Annotated in this window: 21 protein-coding genes and 1 tRNA gene; 18 read left to right on the top strand and 4 right to left on the bottom strand. The window is 38.2% G+C overall.

Annotated features, from left to right (window positions below):
* Window positions 1-49 precede the first annotated feature (49 nt).
* From lrgA to buk, 12 genes are all read left to right on the top strand, one after another.
* Entirely contained in the window at window positions 50-496 is a 447-nt protein-coding gene (gene lrgA, locus AT575_RS07230; protein ID WP_102777772.1) for an antiholin-like murein hydrolase modulator LrgA, read from the top strand.
* Window positions 497-514: 18 nt separating this feature from the next.
* Window positions 515-1,222, top strand: a complete 708-nt coding sequence (gene lrgB / locus AT575_RS07225; RefSeq protein ID WP_102777771.1) for an antiholin-like protein LrgB — start codon at window positions 515-517, stop codon at window positions 1,220-1,222.
* Window positions 1,223-1,285: 63 nt separating this feature from the next.
* Window positions 1,286-2,212, top strand: a complete 927-nt coding sequence (locus AT575_RS07220; RefSeq protein WP_102777783.1) for an alpha/beta hydrolase — start codon at window positions 1,286-1,288, stop codon at window positions 2,210-2,212.
* A gap of 52 nt (window positions 2,213-2,264) precedes the next feature.
* Window positions 2,265-2,350, top strand: a tRNA-Leu gene (locus tag AT575_RS07215).
* 184 nt (window positions 2,351-2,534) lie between these two features.
* The gene (locus AT575_RS07210) at window positions 2,535-3,416 is read left to right on the top strand and encodes a class II fructose-bisphosphate aldolase (RefSeq protein WP_003083177.1); all 882 of its coding nucleotides are present in this window, start codon (window positions 2,535-2,537) and stop codon (window positions 3,414-3,416) included.
* Between the two features lie 448 nt (window positions 3,417-3,864).
* Window positions 3,865-4,962 (top strand): thiamine pyrophosphate-dependent dehydrogenase E1 component subunit alpha, encoded by a 1,098-nt coding sequence (locus AT575_RS07205; protein WP_102777770.1) that lies wholly within the window; start codon window positions 3,865-3,867, stop codon window positions 4,960-4,962.
* A gap of 1 nt (window position 4,963) precedes the next feature.
* A complete protein-coding gene (locus AT575_RS07200) occupies window positions 4,964-5,941 on the top strand; it encodes an alpha-ketoacid dehydrogenase subunit beta (protein WP_102777769.1) in 978 nt (325 codons plus the stop codon).
* A gap of 12 nt (window positions 5,942-5,953) precedes the next feature.
* Window positions 5,954-7,288 (top strand): dihydrolipoamide acetyltransferase family protein, encoded by a 1,335-nt coding sequence (locus tag AT575_RS07195; RefSeq protein ID WP_102777768.1) that lies wholly within the window; start codon window positions 5,954-5,956, stop codon window positions 7,286-7,288.
* A 4-nt stretch (window positions 7,289-7,292) separates the two neighbouring features.
* Window positions 7,293-8,705 carry a dihydrolipoyl dehydrogenase gene (lpdA, locus tag AT575_RS07190; protein WP_102777767.1) on the top strand — a complete coding sequence of 471 codons (1,413 nt, stop codon included), beginning with the start codon at window positions 7,293-7,295 and terminating at the stop codon, window positions 8,703-8,705.
* A 10-nt stretch (window positions 8,706-8,715) separates the two neighbouring features.
* Window positions 8,716-9,765, top strand: a complete 1,050-nt coding sequence (locus AT575_RS07185) for a PTS sugar transporter subunit IIC (protein ID WP_102777766.1) — start codon at window positions 8,716-8,718, stop codon at window positions 9,763-9,765.
* A gap of 63 nt (window positions 9,766-9,828) precedes the next feature.
* Entirely contained in the window at window positions 9,829-10,743 is a 915-nt protein-coding gene (locus AT575_RS07180; protein ID WP_102777765.1) for a phosphate acyltransferase, read from the top strand.
* Between the two features lie 26 nt (window positions 10,744-10,769).
* Entirely contained in the window at window positions 10,770-11,840 is a 1,071-nt protein-coding gene (gene buk, locus AT575_RS07175) for a butyrate kinase (protein ID WP_102777764.1), read from the top strand.
* On the opposite strand, the gene AT575_RS07170 is transcribed toward buk, so the two are convergent.
* A complete protein-coding gene (locus AT575_RS07170; RefSeq protein ID WP_102777763.1) occupies window positions 11,837-12,721 on the bottom strand; it encodes a LysR family transcriptional regulator in 885 nt (294 codons plus the stop codon). The genes buk and AT575_RS07170 overlap by 4 nt on opposite strands.
* A gap of 68 nt (window positions 12,722-12,789) precedes the next feature.
* Between AT575_RS07170 and AT575_RS07165 the strand changes: the two genes are divergently transcribed.
* The 6 genes from AT575_RS07165 (at window position 12,790) to AT575_RS07140 (ending at window position 17,724) form a co-directional block, all read left to right on the top strand.
* Entirely contained in the window at window positions 12,790-13,854 is a 1,065-nt protein-coding gene (locus AT575_RS07165) for a serine hydrolase domain-containing protein (protein WP_102777762.1), read from the top strand.
* Entirely contained in the window at window positions 13,844-14,146 is a 303-nt protein-coding gene (locus AT575_RS07160) for a hypothetical protein (protein WP_102777761.1), read from the top strand. The genes AT575_RS07165 and AT575_RS07160 overlap by 11 nt, the downstream gene beginning before the upstream one ends.
* A 123-nt stretch (window positions 14,147-14,269) precedes the next feature.
* Window positions 14,270-14,458, top strand: a complete 189-nt coding sequence (gene rpmB, locus AT575_RS07155; RefSeq protein ID WP_003025909.1) for a 50S ribosomal protein L28 — start codon at window positions 14,270-14,272, stop codon at window positions 14,456-14,458.
* 173 nt (window positions 14,459-14,631) lie between these two features.
* Entirely contained in the window at window positions 14,632-14,997 is a 366-nt protein-coding gene (locus tag AT575_RS07150) for an Asp23/Gls24 family envelope stress response protein (RefSeq protein ID WP_102777760.1), read from the top strand.
* Complete coding sequence (locus AT575_RS07145) at window positions 14,997-16,661, top strand: DAK2 domain-containing protein (protein WP_102777759.1); 1,665 nt, start codon at window positions 14,997-14,999, stop codon at window positions 16,659-16,661. The genes AT575_RS07150 and AT575_RS07145 overlap by 1 nt, the downstream gene beginning before the upstream one ends.
* A gap of 172 nt (window positions 16,662-16,833) precedes the next feature.
* Window positions 16,834-17,724 (top strand): SPFH domain-containing protein, encoded by an 891-nt coding sequence (locus tag AT575_RS07140; protein ID WP_102777758.1) that lies wholly within the window; start codon window positions 16,834-16,836, stop codon window positions 17,722-17,724.
* A 67-nt stretch (window positions 17,725-17,791) separates the two neighbouring features.
* Here the strand turns inward: AT575_RS07140 and AT575_RS07135 are convergent, their stop codons facing one another.
* From AT575_RS07135 to AT575_RS07125, 3 genes are all read right to left on the bottom strand, one after another.
* The gene (locus tag AT575_RS07135; RefSeq protein WP_102777757.1) at window positions 17,792-17,908 is read right to left on the bottom strand and encodes a putative metal homeostasis protein; all 117 of its coding nucleotides are present in this window, start codon (window positions 17,906-17,908) and stop codon (window positions 17,792-17,794) included.
* Window positions 17,909-18,063: 155 nt separating this feature from the next.
* Window positions 18,064-18,804 carry an amino acid ABC transporter ATP-binding protein gene (locus tag AT575_RS07130; RefSeq protein WP_102777756.1) on the bottom strand — a complete coding sequence of 247 codons (741 nt, stop codon included), beginning with the start codon at window positions 18,802-18,804 and terminating at the stop codon, window positions 18,064-18,066.
* Window positions 18,797-20,368, bottom strand: coding sequence for an ABC transporter substrate-binding protein/permease (locus AT575_RS07125; protein WP_102777755.1), 1,572 nt, complete (start codon window positions 20,366-20,368; stop codon window positions 18,797-18,799). Before AT575_RS07125 ends, AT575_RS07130 begins: the two co-directional genes overlap by 8 nt.
* Window positions 20,369-20,416 lie beyond the last annotated feature (48 nt).

Genomic DNA, 20,416 nt, shown 5'->3' with positions numbered 1-20,416 from the left:
ATAAAGACAATCAAACAAGAAAAAAAGGAAAACAAAAGGAGTCGAAATCATGAAAAAATCTTACTCAGTTATCTATCAAAGCGTACTAATCGGTTCTATCGTACTCATCTCAAAAGTGATTGAAAGTCTCCTACCATTTGTGATGCCAGCATCCGTTATTGGTTTGGTGCTCATGTTCTTAGCTCTTTCATTTAATGTCATCAAACTCGAACAGGTTGAAACAGTTGGCGATGCTTTAGTTAACAACATTGGTTTATTCTTCGTACCTGCAGGTGTGTCAGTTGTTAAATCACTTGGTCTACTTCAAGCAAACTTTGTATTAGATATGGTTTTAATTTTTGCTTCAACATTAATTCTTTTAGTTGCTACTGGTTGGATGACTCAATTAGTCTTACAACTTAATGCTGGAACTGTACTTAACAATGGTCGTGATTTTGCTCAAACTCACCAACCACAAGCCAAATTAATGGCTAACAACAACGTATTTGCTAAATAATGAAAGGAAGTAACAAAGATGGAAGCATTCATTGAATTATTAAAAGTTTCTCCAATTTTCGGTGTATTATTATCAGTCGGTACCTTCTTCATCGGTCAAATCTTGTTCAAAAAGACTAATGGATTCTTCCTCTTTGCACCTCTTTTCGTTGCCATGATTCTCGGTATTGCAACTTTAAAAGCCACTGGCATTACTTTCGACCAATATAATAAAGGTGGTCAAATCATTGCTTTCTTCCTTGAACCGGCTACTATTTGCTTTGCTATTCCCCTTTACCGTAAAAAAGAGGTTTTGAAAAAATACTGGATTCAAATTCTTGGTGGTATTACGTTAGGTAGTGTGGTTGCTGTTTATGGTATCTATGTGATTTCAACAATCCTTCAATTAGGTAAGGTTGTGACTGCGTCAATGCTTCCTCAAGCAGCGACAACAGCGATTGCTATGCCAACATCACTTGCTATTGGTGGTTCAGCGGAATTGACATCTCTAGCTTGTATCTTAAATGGGGTTATTATTTATGCATTGGCTAAGCCACTCATTAAGCTCTTTAAGATTAATGATCCAATTGCGCGTGGTCTTGCTTTAGGAACTGCGGGGCATGCACTTGGAGTTTCGGCAGCCAAAGATTTTGGACAGGTGGAAGAATCTATGGGTTCTATCGCACTTGTTATCGTAGGAGTTATCGTTACCGTGGTGGTTCCTATCTTTAGTAGTGTACTTCTTTAAAATAGTTGAAAAAGAAGGGCTGGCCCCTTTCTTTTTTTGTGCAAATAAGGTAAAATGTTTGATATGAAAATAACTCGATTATCAAAGTATTTTATGATTCTACTCTTACTTTTAACAACTATCAGTGTAGGAGCAAGTTTTTACTTTTTCCATGTCGCTCAGATTAGAGAAGAGAAGTCTTTTATTAGCAATGAAAAAAGGACCAAGGAGAATCCTTTATATGCTAGTGAACAAGCCTTTGATGCTTTAAAAGTTGAGACAAGACGCTTAACTAACAGAGATAAGAAGCAGGTTGCTTGGTACCTTCCTGCTGAGCAGCCATCTCATAAAACGGCTATTGTCGTCCATGGTTTCTTGAATAGTAAAGAAGGGATGAAACCCTACGCTATGCTATTCCATGATTTAGGTTACAATGTTTTGATTCCTGATAACGAAGCTCACGGTAAAAGTGAAGGCAATATTATTGGTTATGGATGGAATGATCGTTTGAATCTGATTGCCTGGACCAAGCAACTTGTTAAGGAAGATTCTCAGAGTCAGATTTCCTATTTTGGTCTTTCCATGGGAGCTGCGACTGTAATGATGGCCAGTGGTGAACAATTACCAAAACAAGTGGTCAATATTATTGAGGATTGTGGTTATAGCAGTGTTTGGGAAGAATTGAAATATCAGGCTAAGGATATGTACAACTTACCTACATTTCCAATCCTATATGAAGTATCAGCCATTTCTAAGATGCGGGCCGGGTTTACCTATGGTGAAGCAAGTTCTGTTAATCAGTTGAAGAAGAACAAGTTACCAGTTCTCTTTATTCACGGAGATAAGGATGATTTTGTTCCAACTGACATGGTCTATGATAATTATAAGGCGACGGCTGGCCCTAAAGAAATACTGATTGTTAAAGGGGCTAAGCATGCAAAAGCCTATGAAGTTGACAAAAAAGGCTACGAAAAAGAAATTGCAAACTTTTTGAAAAAATATCAAAACTAGCATTGACAGAAATACTCATAGTTGATATAATAATTGATGTTGCTAATGAGTAGCGGGGATGGCGGAATTGGCAGACGCGCAGGACTAAGGATCCTGTGACCGCTTTAGGTCGTGAGGGTTCAAGTCCCTCTCTCCGCATAAAGTAAGTGAGCTTTGGGCTCGCTTTTTTGTTGTTTAAAAGGTGAAAATTTTTATAAAAATCTATCATTTTAGAAGTTAGAAAACGTTTTACACGTTTGCAAGTACTAGAAATTTCATGTGAATTATGCTAGAATGTAGATTGTAAACGGGATTACCCGAAAAATTAGAGGAGGCCTAACAAATGGCAATCGTTTCAGCAGAAAAATTTGTACAAGCAGCTCGTGAAAACGGCTATGCTGTTGGTGGATTCAACACTAACAACTTAGAATGGACTCAAGCTATCTTGCGTGCAGCAGAAGCTAAAAAAGCTCCAGTTCTTATCCAAACTTCAATGGGTGCTGCGAAATACATGGGTGGTTATAAAGTGTGTCAATCACTTATTTCTAACCTTGTAGAATCAATGGGAATTACTGTTCCTGTAGCTATTCACCTTGACCACGGTCATTATGAAGATGCTTTGGAATGTATCGAAGTTGGTTACTCTTCAATCATGTTCGACGGTTCTCACCTTCCAGTTGAAGAAAACCTTGCTAAAACTAAAGAAGTTGTTGAATTAGCACACGCTAAAGGCGTTTCAGTTGAAGCTGAAGTTGGAACAATCGGTGGTGAAGAAGACGGTATCATCGGTAAAGGTGAACTTGCTCCAATCGAAGATGCTAAAGCAATGGTTGAAACTGGAATTGATTTCCTTGCTGCTGGTATTGGTAACATCCATGGTCCATACCCTGCAAACTGGGAAGGTCTCGCTCTTGACCACTTAGAAAAATTAGCGGCAGCTGTTCCTGGCTTCCCAATCGTTTTACACGGTGGTTCTGGTATCCCTGACGATCAAATTAAAGCAGCTATCAAACTTGGTGTTGCTAAAGTTAACGTTAACACTGAAAGCCAAATTGCATTCTCAAATGCAACTCGCGAATTTGCTCGTAACTACGATGCAAACGAAGCAGAATACGATGGTAAAAAATTATTTGACCCACGTAAATTCTTGGCTCCAGGTATGAAAGCTGTTCAAGCTGCAGTTGAAGAACGTATCGACGTTTTCGGATCAGCTAACAAAGCATAATTTAGATTCCTAAAATAATGAAAGCCCTCTTTGAGGGTTTTTTTTATGTTCGATTGATAAGTGAAAACTGATTGCAGTCTCTGTGAAACAATCTTTGATTGTGAACAAATATAGCATAATTCATAGAAAAAGTTAAATGCACCTCACACTTGGTGTGGGTCTTTTTTTGCAAAAATTTTTTCTTAATATTTATAAATTTTTAGGGTAAAAATGAATTCTGTTATATAAAATATGTAAAATTCGCCTTTTATAGACTGATACTATTATACATCACAAATAGCATAATGGGTTACCAATTTTCCAAAAATCAAAGAAAAAGAGAGGGTCTTATGCAAAAATATGGTACTTTAGTCTTTTTTTGAACATTTACTTATAGTGCTATAAGATTTTGGAAGTTTACGCCGGCCATAGAAAGCGCTATCATAATCTCGAAAGGAAGGTAGTTAACATGAAAATTAGTGAACTTAACTTTACGGAACTTGTTTCATCATATGATGAAAAATTCCCAATGTACCAAATTCTCGATGAGGTTGGAAATGTCGTTGATGAAGATGCGATGGCCCAATTGTCTGATGAAGAGTTGGTTGAATTAATGGAAACCATTACTTGGGGTCGCGCCATCGATGAGCGTGTTATCCTATTGAACAGACAAGGTGCTTTGAGCAACTATGCTCCTGGTGGCGGTCAAGAAGCCAGCCAATATGGTGCTGTTTTAGCTCTAGATAAAAATGACGTTTTCGCACCAACTTACCGTGACGTATTCCCTGGTGTTAAATTTGGTATGAAATTATCACAAGCTTTCTTGTGGTACAAAGGTCACTATGTAGCTAACCAATACCCAGAAGATTTGAACATGTATTCTCCTAACGTTATCGTTGGTGGTACTACTATTCAAGCTTTAGGTAATGGTATTGCTAAACGTATGAAAGGTGAAAAACAAATTGCCCTTTCATTATGTGGAGACTCTGCAACTTCACAAGGTGATTTCTACGAAGCTCTTAACTTCGCTGGTGTTTTCAAAGCAAATCTTGTTGCTGTTGTTCAAAATAACGGTTACGGAATTTCTGTACCAACTTCACATCAAACAAAAGCTCAAACATTGGCTCAAAAAGCAGTAGCTGCTGGTATCCCAGCTGTCCGTATTGATGGAATGGACCCTGTTGCAGTTTATTACACAGTTAAAAAAGCGCGTGAATACGCAATTGAAAATGGTCCAGTTGTAATCGAAAACATGACTTACCGCTTTGGTCCTCATACAATGTCAGACGATCCAAAACGTTACCGTGCTGATGAAGAAGTTGAAGCATGGCTTAAAAAAGATCCACTTATCCGTTTAGGCAATTACCTAACTGAAAAAGGTCTTTGGAGTCAAGAAAAAGCAGATGCTATCTATGAAGAAGTGAAAACTCAAGCTAAAGATGCTCTTGCTGAAATGGCTAAAACTGAACCACAACGTATCACTGAATTCTTAGAATTCATGTATAAAGATCAACCACAAAATATCCAAGAACAAATTGCTTACTATAGTGCAAAGGAGGAAAACTAATATGCCAGTTCTTACATTAGCACAAGCCGTTACTGAAGGTTTGCATGAAGTAATGAAAAAACACGACAACGCCTTGATTTTTGGTGAAGACGTTGGTAAAAATGGTGGGGTTTTCCGTATCACTGCAGGAATGCAAGAAGAATTCGGTGAAAATCGCGTTTTTGATACACCACTTGCTGAATCTGGAATTCTTCAAATGTCTGTTGGTCTTGCTCAAGAAGGCTTCCTACCAATTCCAGAAATGCAATTCTCAGGTTTCATCGTTGAAGCTATGGATGCATTAATTGCTCAAATTCCTCGTCAACGTTACCGTTCTGGTGGAACTCGTGGTGCTCAAATTACTATCCGTGCTCCTTATGGTGGTGGTGTTCATACCCCTGAATTACACTCAGACAGTTTAGAAGGATTCTTAGCTCAAATTCCAGGACTTCGTGTTGTTATCCCTTCATCTGCTTATGATGCAAAAGGATTAATGATTGCTGCCATTGAATCTGAAGATCCAGTATTCTTCCTAGAACATTTACGTCTTTACCGTACTGTTAAAGATGAAGTTCCAGAAGGCTACTATACTGTTCCTCTTGATAAAGCAAATGTTGTTCGTGAAGGTTCTGACGTTACTTTAATCGGTTACGGTTTAATGGTTCAATTAGCACTTCAAGCTGCTGACCAACTTGAAAAAGAAGGTATCAGTGCAGAAGTTGTAGACTTACGTACTGTATCACCAGTTGACTATGAAACTATCCAAGCTTCTGTTGCTAAAACACATCGCGCAGTTGTTCTTCAAGAAGCACAACGCCAAGCTGGTACTGCTGGACAAATCATGTCTGAAATCAGTGAACGTAACTTCATGGACTTAGATGCTCCTCTTGGACGCGTTACTGCTCCAGATACAATCTTCCCATTTGGTCTTGCTGAAGAAGATTGGATGCCAAGTGTTGAAGATATCGTAGCAAAAGCAAAAGAAACTGTAGAATTTTAGGGAGGAGTTAGCATGTACCAATATATTTTACCAGATGCTGGTGAAGGAACTCACGAAAGTGTCATCATGTCATGGACTGCAAAAGTTGGGGACAAAGTTGTTGAAGATACTACCCTACTTGAAATCGAAAGTGATAAAGCAGTCGTTGAACTTCCAAGCCCAATTTCTGGTTATCTTGCAAAAATTTATGTTGAAGCAGGAGATACTGGAATCGTTGGTCAACCAATCGCTGACATAGTTGAAACTGAAGAAGAATTAAAAGCATACTTGGCTGGCGGAGATAACTCAGCAGCAAGTAAAGCTCCAGCTGCAGCTGAAGCTCCAAAAGAAGAAGCACCAGTTGAAGAAAAAACAGAAGCACCAAAACAAGTAGCGGTTGCTCAAGTAGACCCTTCAGTTGATGTTCGTCTCCTAGCTGTTCCACGTGTTCGCAAATATGCACGCTCAAAAGATGTTGATTTACGCTTAGTAAACGGCAGTGGAAGCAATGGCAAAATCACTATCGAAGATGTCGATGCTTTCTTGGCGAATGGCGGAGCTGCACAGGTAGCACAAGTTCAAGAACAAGCACCAGAAGTGCATGAAGAAGTTGCTGAAGAAAAAGCAGTAGCTGCTCCAAAAGCAACAAATGAAGAGTTTGCGGAAGTGGTAGAAAAAATGCCATCAATTCGCCGCACGATTGCTGATGTTTTGGCTAAAAGCTCTAGCGAAGTGGCACAAGTTACCGTCTTCGACCAAGCAGAAGTTGATGCCCTTGTCGCTCACCGCAACAAGATGAAAGTCATCGCAGCTGAAAAAGGTATTAAATTAACCTTCACACCATACTTGGTTAAAGCTTTAGTTGCTATGTTGAAACGCTTCCCAGACTTAAACGTATCTATCGATATGGATAAAAACGAAATCAGCCATCACCAATACTACAATATCGGTGTTGCTACAGACACACCTCGTGGCTTAATGGTACCAATGATTCGTAACGCTGAACGTAAGAGCCTCTTTGATATCGCGCAAGAAATCTCTGAAATTTCACAAAAAGCGCGTGATGGTAAACTTGGAACAGCTGATATGGGCAAAGGTTCTATTTCAGTAACAAACGTTGGTGCTGCAGCAACAGCAGGTGTTTGGTCAACTCCAATCATTAACTTGCCAGAAATTGCTATCTTAAACGTTGGTCGTATCGATAAAATCTTTATGCCTGACGAAGAAGGTACCCCAGTATTGAAGAATGTTATGAAAATTTCATTTGCTTTCGATCATCGCGCAATTGACGGTGTTTACGCACAACAAGCTATCAACTTGCTTAAATCTTACCTAAGCGATCCAGATTTATTATTGGCAGAGGGGTAATGGCATGGTAGTAGGCGGATTTACAAATGAAGTAGAAACTATTGTTATTGGTTCAGGACCTGGTGGTTATGTGGCAGCGATTCGCGCTGCCCAACTGGGTCAAAAAGTTGTCATTATTGAAAAAGGCAACATTGGTGGTGCTTGCTTGAACGTTGGCTGTATTCCATCAAAAGCCTTGATTCAAGTTGGTCATGACTATGCCCACAGTAAAATGGAATCTCCTTACGGCATCAGTTTTGGCGAAACAAGCTTAGATTTTGCAAAAGCACAAGAATGGAAAAACAGTCAAGTTGTTTCTAAATTAACAATGGGCGTTGAAACTCTATTGAAAAAGAATAAAGTGACTATTGTTAAAGGGGAAGCGCACTTTGTTTCCAAAGATACCGTTTTTGTGACACCGGAAGATGGTTTGGGTGAAGGCTACCGCTTTAAAAACGTGATTTTAGCTTTAGGTAGTCGTCCAATTGAATTGAAAGCTTTCCCATTCGGAGAAGACATTCTTGATTCAACAGGTCTCCTCAACTTGCAAGAAGTACCAAAAGAATTAGCTATCATTGGTGGTGGTTATATTGGTATGGAATTAGCTATGGCTTATGCCAACCTTGGTAGCCATGTGACTATTCTTGAAGGAATGGACCGTGTATTAGGTGGGTTCGAGGCTGATTTAGTGAAACCAGTTCTTGATCAAGCAGCGCAGCTTGGCATGACCATTATTACGGGTGCTAAAGCTTCTCGTTACGAAAAAACAGCTCAAGGGATTGATCTATTCTACCAAAATGGAGATAAAGAAGAGAAAATCACTGCTGATAAAGTTGCGGTCCTTGTTGGCCGTCGTCCAAACACTGATAATGTTTCCATTGAACTTGCTGGTTTAGACTTGGATGAGAGAGGTCTGATTCCAGTTAATGAACAAATGCAAACTCAGGTTAAACATATTTACGCGATTGGTGATATCACAGCTGGTCCTGCCTTAGCACATAAAGCTTCTTTCGAAGCTAAAGTTGCTGCTGAAGCTATTGCTCAAGTTGAGGGTGTTGCTGCGGACTATCTTGTTATCCCAACAGTTGCATATACACAACCAGAAATTGCAACAGTAGGTATGACCAAAGCTGCTGCTAAAGAAGCTGGTATTGATGCTAAAGTTGCAACATTTAGATTTGCAAGCAACGGTCGTGCTCTTTCAATGGCAAATCCTGAAGGCTTTGTTCGCTTAATTTCAGATAAAAAAGACAATAGAATTATTGGTGCCCAACTTGTAGGATCTGGTGTTAGTGAGTTAATCGCTGAAATTACTTTGGCAATTGAAAACTTATTGACAGCTGAAGATATCACTTTAACCATCCACAATCACCCAAGCTTAGCTGAGACAATTATGGATGCAAGTGAAATCTTACTTGGACATGGTATCCACCAATAGAGGAAAAATTATGGAAAATAAATTAACTGCAAAAGCATTTGCAATGAACATTTTGAATGGTATTGCTTTAGGGGCAGTAGTCGTTCTTATCCCTGGAGCTTTACTATCTGAACTAGTGAAATCCTTGATTCCATCAATGCCATTCTTAGCACCATTAGCCTGGGGGTTAGGCATGTCAAACTCAACCATGGGCTTGGTTTGCGGGATTATGGTCGGAATGAACTTCAAGTTTAATCCAATCCAGTCGGCAGCTCTTGGCTTGGCAACACTCTTTGCTTCCGGTGCTATTTCGGCAAAAGATGGCATGATTATGATGGCTGGTACTGGTGACATTATCAATATGATGTTAACAGCTGCTATTGGTGCTGCTATTATCCTCTGGGTAGGTAACGGTCTAAAAGCTTATACTATTTTGGTCATTCCACCACTCATGATGTTAGTTGTTGGTCTGATTGGTCGCTTCACCTTACCATATGTTTCAATGATTACTAAATTCATTGGTATGGGAACAGCTCAATTGCTTAACTTACAACCATTAATCATGTGTATCCTCTTAGCCATTGTCTTTGGTTTCCTTATCGTGTCACCAATCACAACCGTAGGTATTGCCCTTGCCATTTCTCTAGCTGGTCTTGGTTCAGGTGCTGCTAACGTTGGTATCTGTGCAACTGGTTTTGGTTTCGCCATTCTTGGTTGGTCAGTTAACTCACATGGTACAGCCTTAGCTCACTTCCTTGGTTCACCAAAAATTTCAATGCCAGTATGGGTTAAAAATCCAAAAACCTTATTGCCAATCATCTGCTCTGCTGCAGCTTGTGGTGCTCTAGCTTATTTCTTCAACATTCAAGGAACTCCAATGAGTGCGGGCTTTGGATTTAGTGGACTTGTAGGCCCAATTAACCACTTGAACCTAGCAAAAGGTGGCTGGTCTCTTATGAATATTCTAAGTGCTTTACTTGTATTCGTCGGTGGCCCAGTAGCATTTGGATTTATCTTTAAACACCTCTTTATGAACGTTCTTCATTTGGTTACACCTGAAGATTATAAACTCGATATCTAATGACTTTAGGGGCTGCTTTTCAACTTAGGTGAAGACAGTCCCTTTATTATAGGAGGAAAAAACATGTCATTGTTAATTGATAAATTATTTGAAGCAAGACCCGAAATTAAAGAAGTTGTAAAACCAATCAACCTGGTTGCCATTAAAGCCGCAGATGAAGAGGTTTTAGCTTGTATTGAACGTGCTGTTAGTGAAAAACGGATTTTTGCTTATTTAATCGATGATCACGCGAAATTAGAAGAGAAATTAAAAGGCTTTGATATTCCAAAAGAGTCTTACGAGATTGTAGCAGTCGCTGATGATCAAGAAGCAGCCTTCAAAGGGGTTGAATTGGTTCGTTCAGGTAAAGGAGATGCAATCCTTAAGGGTCATATCTCAACTGGTAAAGTCCTTAAAGAAGTTGTCAACAAAGAAACAGGTATCCGTAAAGCTGATACGCTTTCTCACGTTGCTGTCTTATCAATGCCTAGCCTCAACAAGTTAATCGCAATCACTGATGGTGGACTTGTTCTCCAACCAGATAAAGAAACTGCTAAAGTTGTGATTACAAATGCTGTAGAAGTTATGTCTTCATTACATATTGATCATGTTAAAGTGTCATTACTTTCTGCCGCTGAAACCTTGATTCCAAAACTCCCATCATCTGTTATGGAAACAGAATTGACGCAAGAGTATCAAGATAATAAAGAATTCACTGTTGAAGGACCTTTGTCTATTGATTTATCGCTATCGCCTGAAAGCGCAAAAGAAAAGGAATACTCTGGCAGAATTCAAGGGGATGCCGATATCTTATTTGCTCCAGATATTGTAACTGGTAATATCGCATCAAAATCTTTGACCTTATTTGGTGGTTCAGAGATGGCTGGTCTTATCATGGGAGCTCAAGTTCCAGTTATTATCACTTCAAGAAGCTCAAGCTTTGAAGAGAAGTATGCCTCAATCTTGCTTTCTCAAATTATCATGACAAGCAATAAATAATCAGGGAAAAGGAATAGGAATAGAATATGGATAGAGTAATTGTTGTTAATCCAGGTGCAACATCGACAAAAGTAGCTATGTACCAAGATAAAGAACAAGTTTGGAAAGAAGAAATCACTTATCATTCAAAAGATTTAGAGCGTTATACTAAAGTCTTTGATCAATTTGAAATGCGTTTAGCAGATATTGAAAAAGTGATTGAAAAACATGGTGTTGAAGCTATTGAATTAGCTGTTGGTCGTGGTGGCTTAATTGGCCCAGTTAAACCAGGTGCTATCTTAGCTAATGATGCCCTTATTAATCATTTGGAAAACCATCCTGTATTGGAACATCCTTCAAATATGGGTGCTAAATTAGCTAAGGCCCTTATGGAAAAATATGGTCAAGGCAAAGCAGCTTATGTTTATGATCCAGTTACTGTTGATTCTATGCGACCAGTTTCTCGAATCACTGGTATTAAAGGAGTTGAACGGACTTCAACTGGTCACCATTTAAATATGCGTGCGGTTGCCCGTAAAGTAGCGGAAGATCTTGGTAAAGATTATAAAGATATCAATATCATTATTGCTCATCTGGGCGGTGGTTCAAGTGCAAGTGCTCACGAAAAAGGTCAAGTGGTTGATTTTGTTTCAGATGATGAAATTATGTTCTCTGCTGAAAGATCTGGCGGACTTCCAATCAAGACGACTGTTAAGTTGGTTAAAGAAATGGGTCTTGATAACTTTAATGTTTTGGTCAGAAAAAAAGCCGGTTTACAATCATTATGTAAAACAGCTGATTTGCGTGAAGTTGAAGCGGCTATTCAAGCCGGTGATGAATCTGCAGCCTTAGCATTTGATGCTATGGCCCTTGGAATCGCTAAAACTATCGCTAGTTTAGCTGTAAGCATTAATGGACCTATAGATATGGTAAGCATCACTGGTGGTATGGCCTATTCAGAAAGACTGCGTCAAAAAGTAGCTGAAAAGGTTGCCTTTATTGGCCCATTCAAAGCTTATCCAGGTGAATTTGAATTGGAAGCCTTAGCATTAGGTGGTTTGCGTGTTCTTCGAGAAAACGAAACTTACCAAGTATTAGACTTTCCGGATGAAAACTAATTTTTAATAGCTTCGATAAATTTCTTAACGGTAGTTGAATTACCTGACATGTTTTTGCGGTAGGCTAAGCCTTGTTTATAGAGATTGTTGATATCGTGGATTGGAATCCAGACTAAATCTTGAACAGGGCTTAACTCCTCAAATTCTCGAGGGAGAACGGTAATAGCGTCTAATTTCTTTAGACTATGTAAAAGAATTTCAAAATCATCATGAGTTAGAATAACTTGATTGATGTAACCTAATTCACGACATCTCTTTTTAGTTAATTCACCTAATGCAAAATTATCACTCAAGCTTGCAATGTTATAGCCTTTTATATCCTTAAATGTTACTTTATCAAGTCCAGATAAGGGATGATTTTTCGGAACGACTAGGCAAGCTGTGTAGCTGGAATGATTGATAGCAACAGAATCAATAATAATATCATGCTCAATTTGTGGGAATGATAGGATGCCAATATCAATTTTTTCTTTAACCAATAAATGCTGTAATTTCATGGATCCTTCTTGAATGATGCGTAAGTCAACATTGGGATTTTTACGAATGAAACGTGAAATTTGGTCCATGTATTGGAGCATGGTCAAGAAAGTAACACCAATAGTTAGAGATTCTCTTTCGAGCTCAGCTAGATTTTGCATATCAAAAACCAATTCGTTAAATTCTTTTACAATTGGTTCGCCTCTTTCCAAAAGTTTTTGACCGGAATCGGTTAAATTTAAGCGGTGGTTATTGTAAATGAAGAGTTGGGTATTGAATTCTTCTTCCATTTTTGAGATAGCCTGTTTTAAAGCTGGTTGGGAGACAAACAGAATCTTTGAAGCGTGCGAATAATTTTGTGTTTTTGCTATTGTTAAAAAATAAGAAAGTTGTCTTATATCCATGTCTAGTATCCTTAGTTAGTTGTTTATATCTTTCCGATGATGAGAAAGTCTTATAGGGAGGTCTTGTAGTGTCTAAAGAAAATTTACAAAAGCTTTTTCAGGGTTTTGTTGAAAAAAATCAACTCCCTAAAGCAATTATTTCCATAGAAAAAGGAAATGGGCAAGAAGTTGCTCAATTTGAACACGGTCCCATGACCGATCAGACGCCTTTTTTATTGGCTAGTGTCACTAAAATGTGGGTAACTACCCTCATTTTGCAATTAATCGATCAGGGTAAAATATCCTACAATAATATTGTAACCGATTTCATCGAAAAAGAAAAGCTGTCCCAGTTGAATCACTATATGGGAAAAGATCAGACGCAATATATTACAATTAAGGATCTCTTGTTTCAAAGAAGTGGGCTAGCCAATATCTTTTTTGAGGAACCTATTTATCTTCGTCAGAAAATTGCTGAAGCTGATTTTTCATATACATTTGATGATATGCTTGATTGGGTTAGACAAAGTGATGCACATTTTTTACCTAGTAGCGATCAGGCTCATTATGCGGATATCAATTTCATGTTGTTGGGAGAAATTATTGAGAAAATTCATCATCTTTCGCTTGATGACTGTATTGATCGCTTTATAATGGAACCCTTAGGGCTAAATCGCTCTTACCTTGTCAGCAGTGAATATGGTATGATTCCTCCATTATATACAGGTAAAGACTATCTTTATCGTCCCAAAATTGTTGCTAGCGCCCAAGGGGCTGGTGGGGGCGTGTCGACCACTGCTGACACAATGACTTTTATCAGGGCATTCATCCAAGGCGATCTATTTAATAAAGACCATTGGCAGGAAATGCAAGATTATTATCCTTTGCAAGGTGATTACGCGCCAGTTGAATATGGTGGTGGTCATATGAAGTTGTCGCTAGGTCAGTTTAATAAAGAAGCTAGGTTGAGTTTTATTGGTCATTCTGGTATTTCAGGTGCTTTTGCATTTTATTGTCCACAATTGGATGTTTACTTGGCTGGGACTACGGATAATGTTGGAAAATCTGAACTATGTATTCAATTAATATATTTGATGCTATTTGAACTTGAAAAAGAAGAGTTAGCCAATCAAGGAGGCAAGTATGACGGATAAGGAAATGGAAGCGTTGATGGAGCTTTTTTCCCAATCAGGTTATTTGGTTGGGAAAACCAGTCAAAGGGACATTCTCTTTAAATATACAGTTCCAATCGACGTTGAAAGAAAGATATCTTTGACCATCGCCCACCCACATAGAGAACACAAAAAATTTGGAGTTGTAAATCCAAGTGGAGTGGCCTATACTTATGAATTTCGTGACGGTATGGAAGATCATATTACTGAAGTTTTAAATGATGGAACGGTTCAAAGTCTCTATGAATCTCTAGTAATAGCCATGGAAGATTAATGCAAATTGAGACAAATTGTCTAAGAAAAAAAGCTTGCCAATTACATGCCCTTATGATAGAATAGTTTGGTATGTGGTGCTAGCACATCGTAAACACATTCTACCTAGGAGGAAACTGATAAAATGGCAAAAGTATGTTATTTCACAGGTCGTAAAACCGTATCTGGTAACAACCGTTCACACGCTATGAATCAAACTAAACGTACAGTTAAACCAAATCTTCAAAAAGTTACTATTCTTGTTGATGGTAAACCTAAAAAAGTTTGGGCTTCAGCTCGTGCGCTTAAATCTGGTAAAGTTGAACGCGTATAATTGAAATAAGCCTTAGGGCTTTTTTTCTTTTTCTTGGTTTTGGAGCTATCGCAATGGCTAGCGCTATTTTTTTCTATTAAAATGCCTGATTTTAGAGGTATACGGTGGTTTACGTGACAAATGGTCTAATTTTAGATATAATTAAGTGATAAAAACTTTTTGAGGTAGTAAATATGACTGTAAAAATTAATACAAATGATGGTCTCATTGAACTATCTGACGACGTTATTGCAACTGTCGTTGGTGGTTCAGCAACGGAAATCTTTGGCGTTGTTGGGATGGCAAGTAAAAGTGCTATTAAAGACAACTTCCAATCACTACTTCGCAAAGAAAACTACGCTAAAGGTGTAGTTGTGAAATCAACAGATATGGGTCTTTCTGTTGATGTTTATACTGTAATGAGTTACGGTGTGAAAATCAGTGAAGTTTCTAAAAACATCCAAGAACGGGTGAAGTTTAACCTTGAAAGTCAACTAGGTTTGACAGCTGATATGGTTAATGTGTATGTGCAAAATATTAAGGTCGTAGGAGAAAACTAGTGTCAAATATTACAGCAAGCTTGTTTCAAGAAATGATACAAGCCGCGGCAACGCGTCTCGGTAAGCAAGCAGAATATGTTAATTCCTTAAATGTTTTCCCTGTACCAGATGGAGATACCGGTACAAATATGGGAATGACAATGGATAATGGTGCCAAAGAAGTTGCTAACAAACCAGCAGATACTGTTGGTGAAGTTGGGCAAATTCTATCCAAAGGGCTTTTAATGGGAGCACGTGGAAACTCAGGCGTTATTACGTCACAAATTTTCCGTGGATTTGGTCAAAGCATCAAAGGTAAAGTTGAATTAGATGGTCAAGATTTGGCACAAGCTTTCCAAGCTGGCGTTGAAGTGGCTTATAAAGCTGTAATGAAACCAGTTGAAGGTACTATTTTAACAGTATCTCGTGGCGCTGCTAGTGCGGCTTTGAAAAAAGCAGAATCAACAAACGATGCTGTTGAAGTTATGGCTTCAGCACTTAAAGGTGCTAAAAAAGCTTTAGCTAAAACGCCTGACTTACTTCCAGTATTAAAAGAAGTAGGTGTTGTTGACTCTGGTGGACAAGGTCTTGTCTTTATTTATGAAGGCTTTATGTCTGCCTTAAATGGCGACTATATTGCTTCCGAAGATTTTAAAGCAACTCCTGCTAATATGTCAGAAATGATTAATGCAGAGCATCATAAAGCCGTTGTAGGTCATGTAGCAACTGAAGATATTACTTACGGTTACTGTACTGAAATCATGGTTGGTTTGCGTCAAGGTCCAACTTATGTCAAAGAATTCAATTATGAAGAATTCCAAGGTTACTTAAGCAATCTCGGTGATTCTTTAATGGTTGTCAATGATGATGAGATTGTTAAAGTCCATGTCCATACAGAAGATCCAGGTCTTGTAATGCAAGAAGGTCTTAAATATGGTGCTTTAGTAAAAGTTAAAGTTGATAATATGCGTAATCAGCATGATGCTCAAGTTGAGAAGACTAATTCTAGTCAACCTAAAGAAGAAGCTAAAGAATATGGTATAATTGCAGTTGTAGCAGGTCAAGGCTTAGCTGATATCTTCACTGCCCAAGGTGTTGACTACATTATTTCTGGTGGTCAAACCATGAACCCTTCTACTGAAGATATTGTTAAAGCTATTGAATCAGTTAACGCTAAAAATGTTATTATTTTACCAAATAATAAAAATATCTTTATGGCTGCCCAATCAGCTGCAGATGTTGTTGATATTCCAGCAGCAGTTGTTGAGACAAAAACGGTACCACAAGGCTTCACTAGCTTACTCGCTTTTGATGCAAGTAAATCATTAGAAGAAAATGTTGCTGATATGACAGCGAGTCTTTCTGATGTAACTAGTGGTTCATTAACTTTAGCTGTTAGAGATACAACTATTGATGGTTTAGAAATTCATGAACATGACTACCTAGGAATGGTCGATGGAAAAATTTTAGTTTCTGACCCAACAGTTGAGACTGCTATGAAATCAACATTTGATCACATGCTAGATGACGATAGTGAAATTGTGACAATCTTCGTCGGCGAAGATGGCGATTCAGCACTTGCAGAAGAAGTTGCTGACTATATCGAAGAAAAATATGAGGATGTTGAAGTTGAAATCCATCAAGGAGATCAACCAGTTTATCCATATCTCATGAGTGTCGAATAAGCGAAAAGTAAGGTGAAAACCTTACTTTTTTTCGACAAAAAAATCTTATTTTTTGATGGCAATATATTTGACAAAAATAAGAAATTGATTATAATTGTCTTATATCAATAAGTCAAGATGCAGCAAGGCCTGTAAGGTGTGACATCGCTAGCTCTACTTAAAAAGGAGAAATATGTTAATTTCACTCATATTATTTGTTTTCTTAGTTGTTCTTGTCCTATCTATCATCGCTAGCACGCTTTATGTTGTTAAACAACAAACTGTTGCTATTGTCGAACGCTTTGGGAAATACCAAGCAACTTCTCAAAGTGGTATCCATTTAAGATTGCCCTTTGGTATTGATAAAATTGCAGCAAGAGTTCAATTACGCTTATTGCAAACTGAAATTATTGTCGAAACCAAGACAAAAGATAACGTTTTTGTTACCTTAAATATTGCAACACAATACCGCGTTAACGAAAATAATGTCACTGATGCTTACTATAAATTGATGAAACCAGAAGCTCAAATCAAATCATACATTGAAGATGCTCTTCGTTCTTCAGTTCCTAAATTAACTCTAGATGAACTCTTTGAGAAAAAAGATGAAATTGCCCTAGAAGTTCAACACCAAGTGGCTGAAGAAATGTCAACTTACGGTTACATTATTGTTAAAACCTTGATTACTAAAGTTGAGCCAGATGCTGAAGTAAAACAGTCGATGAATGAGATAAATGCGGCTCAACGTAAACGTGTGGCAGCCCAAGAGTTAGCAGAAGCGGATAAAATTAAAATTGTTACTGCGGCGTCAGCGGAAGCGGAAAAAGATCGTCTACACGGGGTTGGTATTGCTCAACAACGTAAAGCCATTGTCGATGGTTTAGCTGAATCTATCCAAGAATTGAAAGAAGCTAACATTAGTCTGAATGAGGAACAAATCATGTCAATTCTCTTGACTAACCAATATTTGGATACCTTAAATACTTTTGCTTCTAAAGGAAACCAAACCTTATTCTTACCAAATACTCCAAATGGTGTGGATGATATCAGAACACAAGTGTTATCAGCTTTAAAAGTTAAATAAGAAAAAGCCTTGAGACGGAGGGAATTGTCTCAAGGCTTTTTGTGTCTGACTTTATAGATGGGTCGATTTATTTCTTCCCAGTTCTCTTATGCTCATGAATAATTTTTAGAGCACGTTTTTTTGTTTTTATGTTTGGACTTTCTAGTCTGCGGTAAGCTGACGCCAAGTCAGTTTTTTCGGCCATAGTTACCTCCTATTGATAAATTATTAACGTTAACAAAGGCTAGTATATCATAAAATACTTAACCGGTAAAGTGTTTTGTGATAAAATGAAAGCTAGGATTTTATTCCTAGCCCTCATTATTTGGTTGATATTTCTGTAAAAGGAATAGAATCTCTCTATTTTAAGAAGCGCTGTAAGAACTCTTTTGTTCTTTCTTCCTTTGGATTTTCAAAAATTTCTTGAGGTGTCCCTTCCTCAGCGATAACACCTTTATCCATAAAGATGACACGATTGGAAACCTCTTGAGCAAAATCCATTTCATGGGTAACGATAATCATAGTTAAACCTGATTTTGCTAAGTCCTGCATGGTTTTTAATACTTCGCCAACCATTTCTGGGTCAAGAGCTGAAGTTGGTTCGTCAAAGAGCATGGCTTCGGGATTGACAGAAAGAGCTCGAGCAATTGCAACTCTTTGTTTTTGTCCTCCTGAAAGCTGTTTTGGTTTGGCTTGCCAATATTGTTCAGTCATACCGACAGTATTAAGGTTTTCTTTAGCAATTTTTTCAGCTTCTGTACGATTTCGCTTCAGAACTGTTGTCTGGGCGACAATGGCATTTTCCAAAACGTTTAGATTTTCAAAAAGATTAAAGGATTGGAAAACCATGCCTAATTTTTCGCGATAATGGCTCAAATTGTAATTGTCATCAAGTACGTTTTCGCCATGGAATAAGACTTGTCCGTCGCTTGGCTCTTCTAAAAGATTAATGGAGCGCAGAAGTGTCGACTTTCCTGAACCTGAGGAACCAATGATGGAGATAACCTCACCTTTGTGAACGGTAAGGGAGATATCTTTTAAAACTTCGTTTTGGCCATAGGATTTTTTTAAATGTTTGATTTCAATAATAGGATTAGACATTAGTAGCCTCCTCTAAAGGCATTTCTCTTGCAATCGTTGTATAGTTATCATCATCTAGACGACGCTCTACATAACGTAGTATTCTAGTAACTGTGAAGGTTAAGATAAAGTAGATGACGGCAATTACAGAGAAAGTTTGGAAGTATTGGTAATTTTGAGTTGCAACTGTGTTTCCTGAGAAGTAAAGTTCAACTACTGAAATAACGTTCAATACGGATGTATCTTTAATATTAATGACAAACTCGTTTCCGGTTGCAGGTAAGATGTTACGTATAACTTGAGGGAGTACAATTTTACGCATGGTCTGACCATGTGTAAAACCTAGTGCAGTTGCAGCTTCAAACTGACCTTTGTCAACGGCAAAAATACCACCACGAACAATTTCAGTCATATAAGCACCCGTATTGATAGAAACAATAAAGATGGCTGCAAGGGTACGATCGATGGAAATACCAAATGCTTGTGCTGTACCGTAATAGATAACCATTGATTGAACAATCATTGGTGTGCCACGGAAAACCTCGATATAGACATTTAGGAACCAACCAAAGAGTTTTTGTAGGATAGCCATAGCTTTATTTTTTGCTGTTGGAGCAGTACGGTAGATTCCAATAAGAAGTCCGATGATCAAACCAACAATTGTACCAATTGTCGAGATAAGAAGGGTTAAACCAGTACCCCGTAGGAATTGTTTCCAATTGGTTTTGGCGATGTTCCACATTTGGTTAAAGAAAGAAGGTTTAGCCGCATCGGTTGATTTCTTTTCTTTTGGTTGCAAGCTGACCATCTTGTCCATCAAAGCCACACGGTCTTTGTTTTTTAAAGAGGAAAGAACAGTGTTAACCTGATTAATACGATTGTCATCCTGGCGCATACCAACCGCTATGGCAGCATCTGAAGCATTAACGGTGAATCCTTTTTTCAAAGAGACCATTTTAAATGAACTATTGGCATTTTCTGCGGTCATGGCTTCTGGTCTCTCGGAGATATAAGCATCAATGACAGAAGAAGATAGGGCCTGGCGCATTTGTGAGAAGTCTCCCATAGGTGTTTGTGCCTTTACTCCTTTAATTTGAGAAATCAGGTTAACGTGCCAAACCCCTTGTTGAGCAGTGATTTTTGCCCCAGAAAGATCTTCTAAAGATTTAGCTTTAGCGAATTTGCTGTCTGCTTTAACAACGAGAACTGGCTCACTTGTATAATAAGCATCCGAAAAAGCAATCTCTTTTTTGCGTTCTTCTGTAGGACTCATCCCTGCCGCAATCATATCGATTTTACCAGAAGTTAAGGCCGGAATAAGTCCAGTCCATGATGTTTTGACAACCAATAGTTTCTTATTTAGTGACTTGGCAACTTTTTTAGCAACTTGAACGTCATAACCATTGGCAAATTGATTGGTGCCCTCGATTGGAACTGCACCATTGGCATTTGTATCTTGTGTCCAGTTGAATGGTGCATATGCGGCTTCCATTCCGACACGTAAATAGGAATCTGCTTGAGCTTGGCTGACATTTCCAAAAAGAAATAGACAGGCAACGAAGCAGCTCAGTAATAGCTTTTTCATAGAAAAACTCCAACTTTCATAATATATCCAACTATTTTACAGCAAATG

It is taken from the genome of Streptococcus penaeicida, from assembly GCF_002887775.1.
Classification (GTDB): domain Bacteria; phylum Bacillota; class Bacilli; order Lactobacillales; family Streptococcaceae; genus Streptococcus; species Streptococcus penaeicida.
Note: the sequence above shows the minus strand (reverse complement) of the source record. Positions and strands in the feature narration are given on the sequence as shown.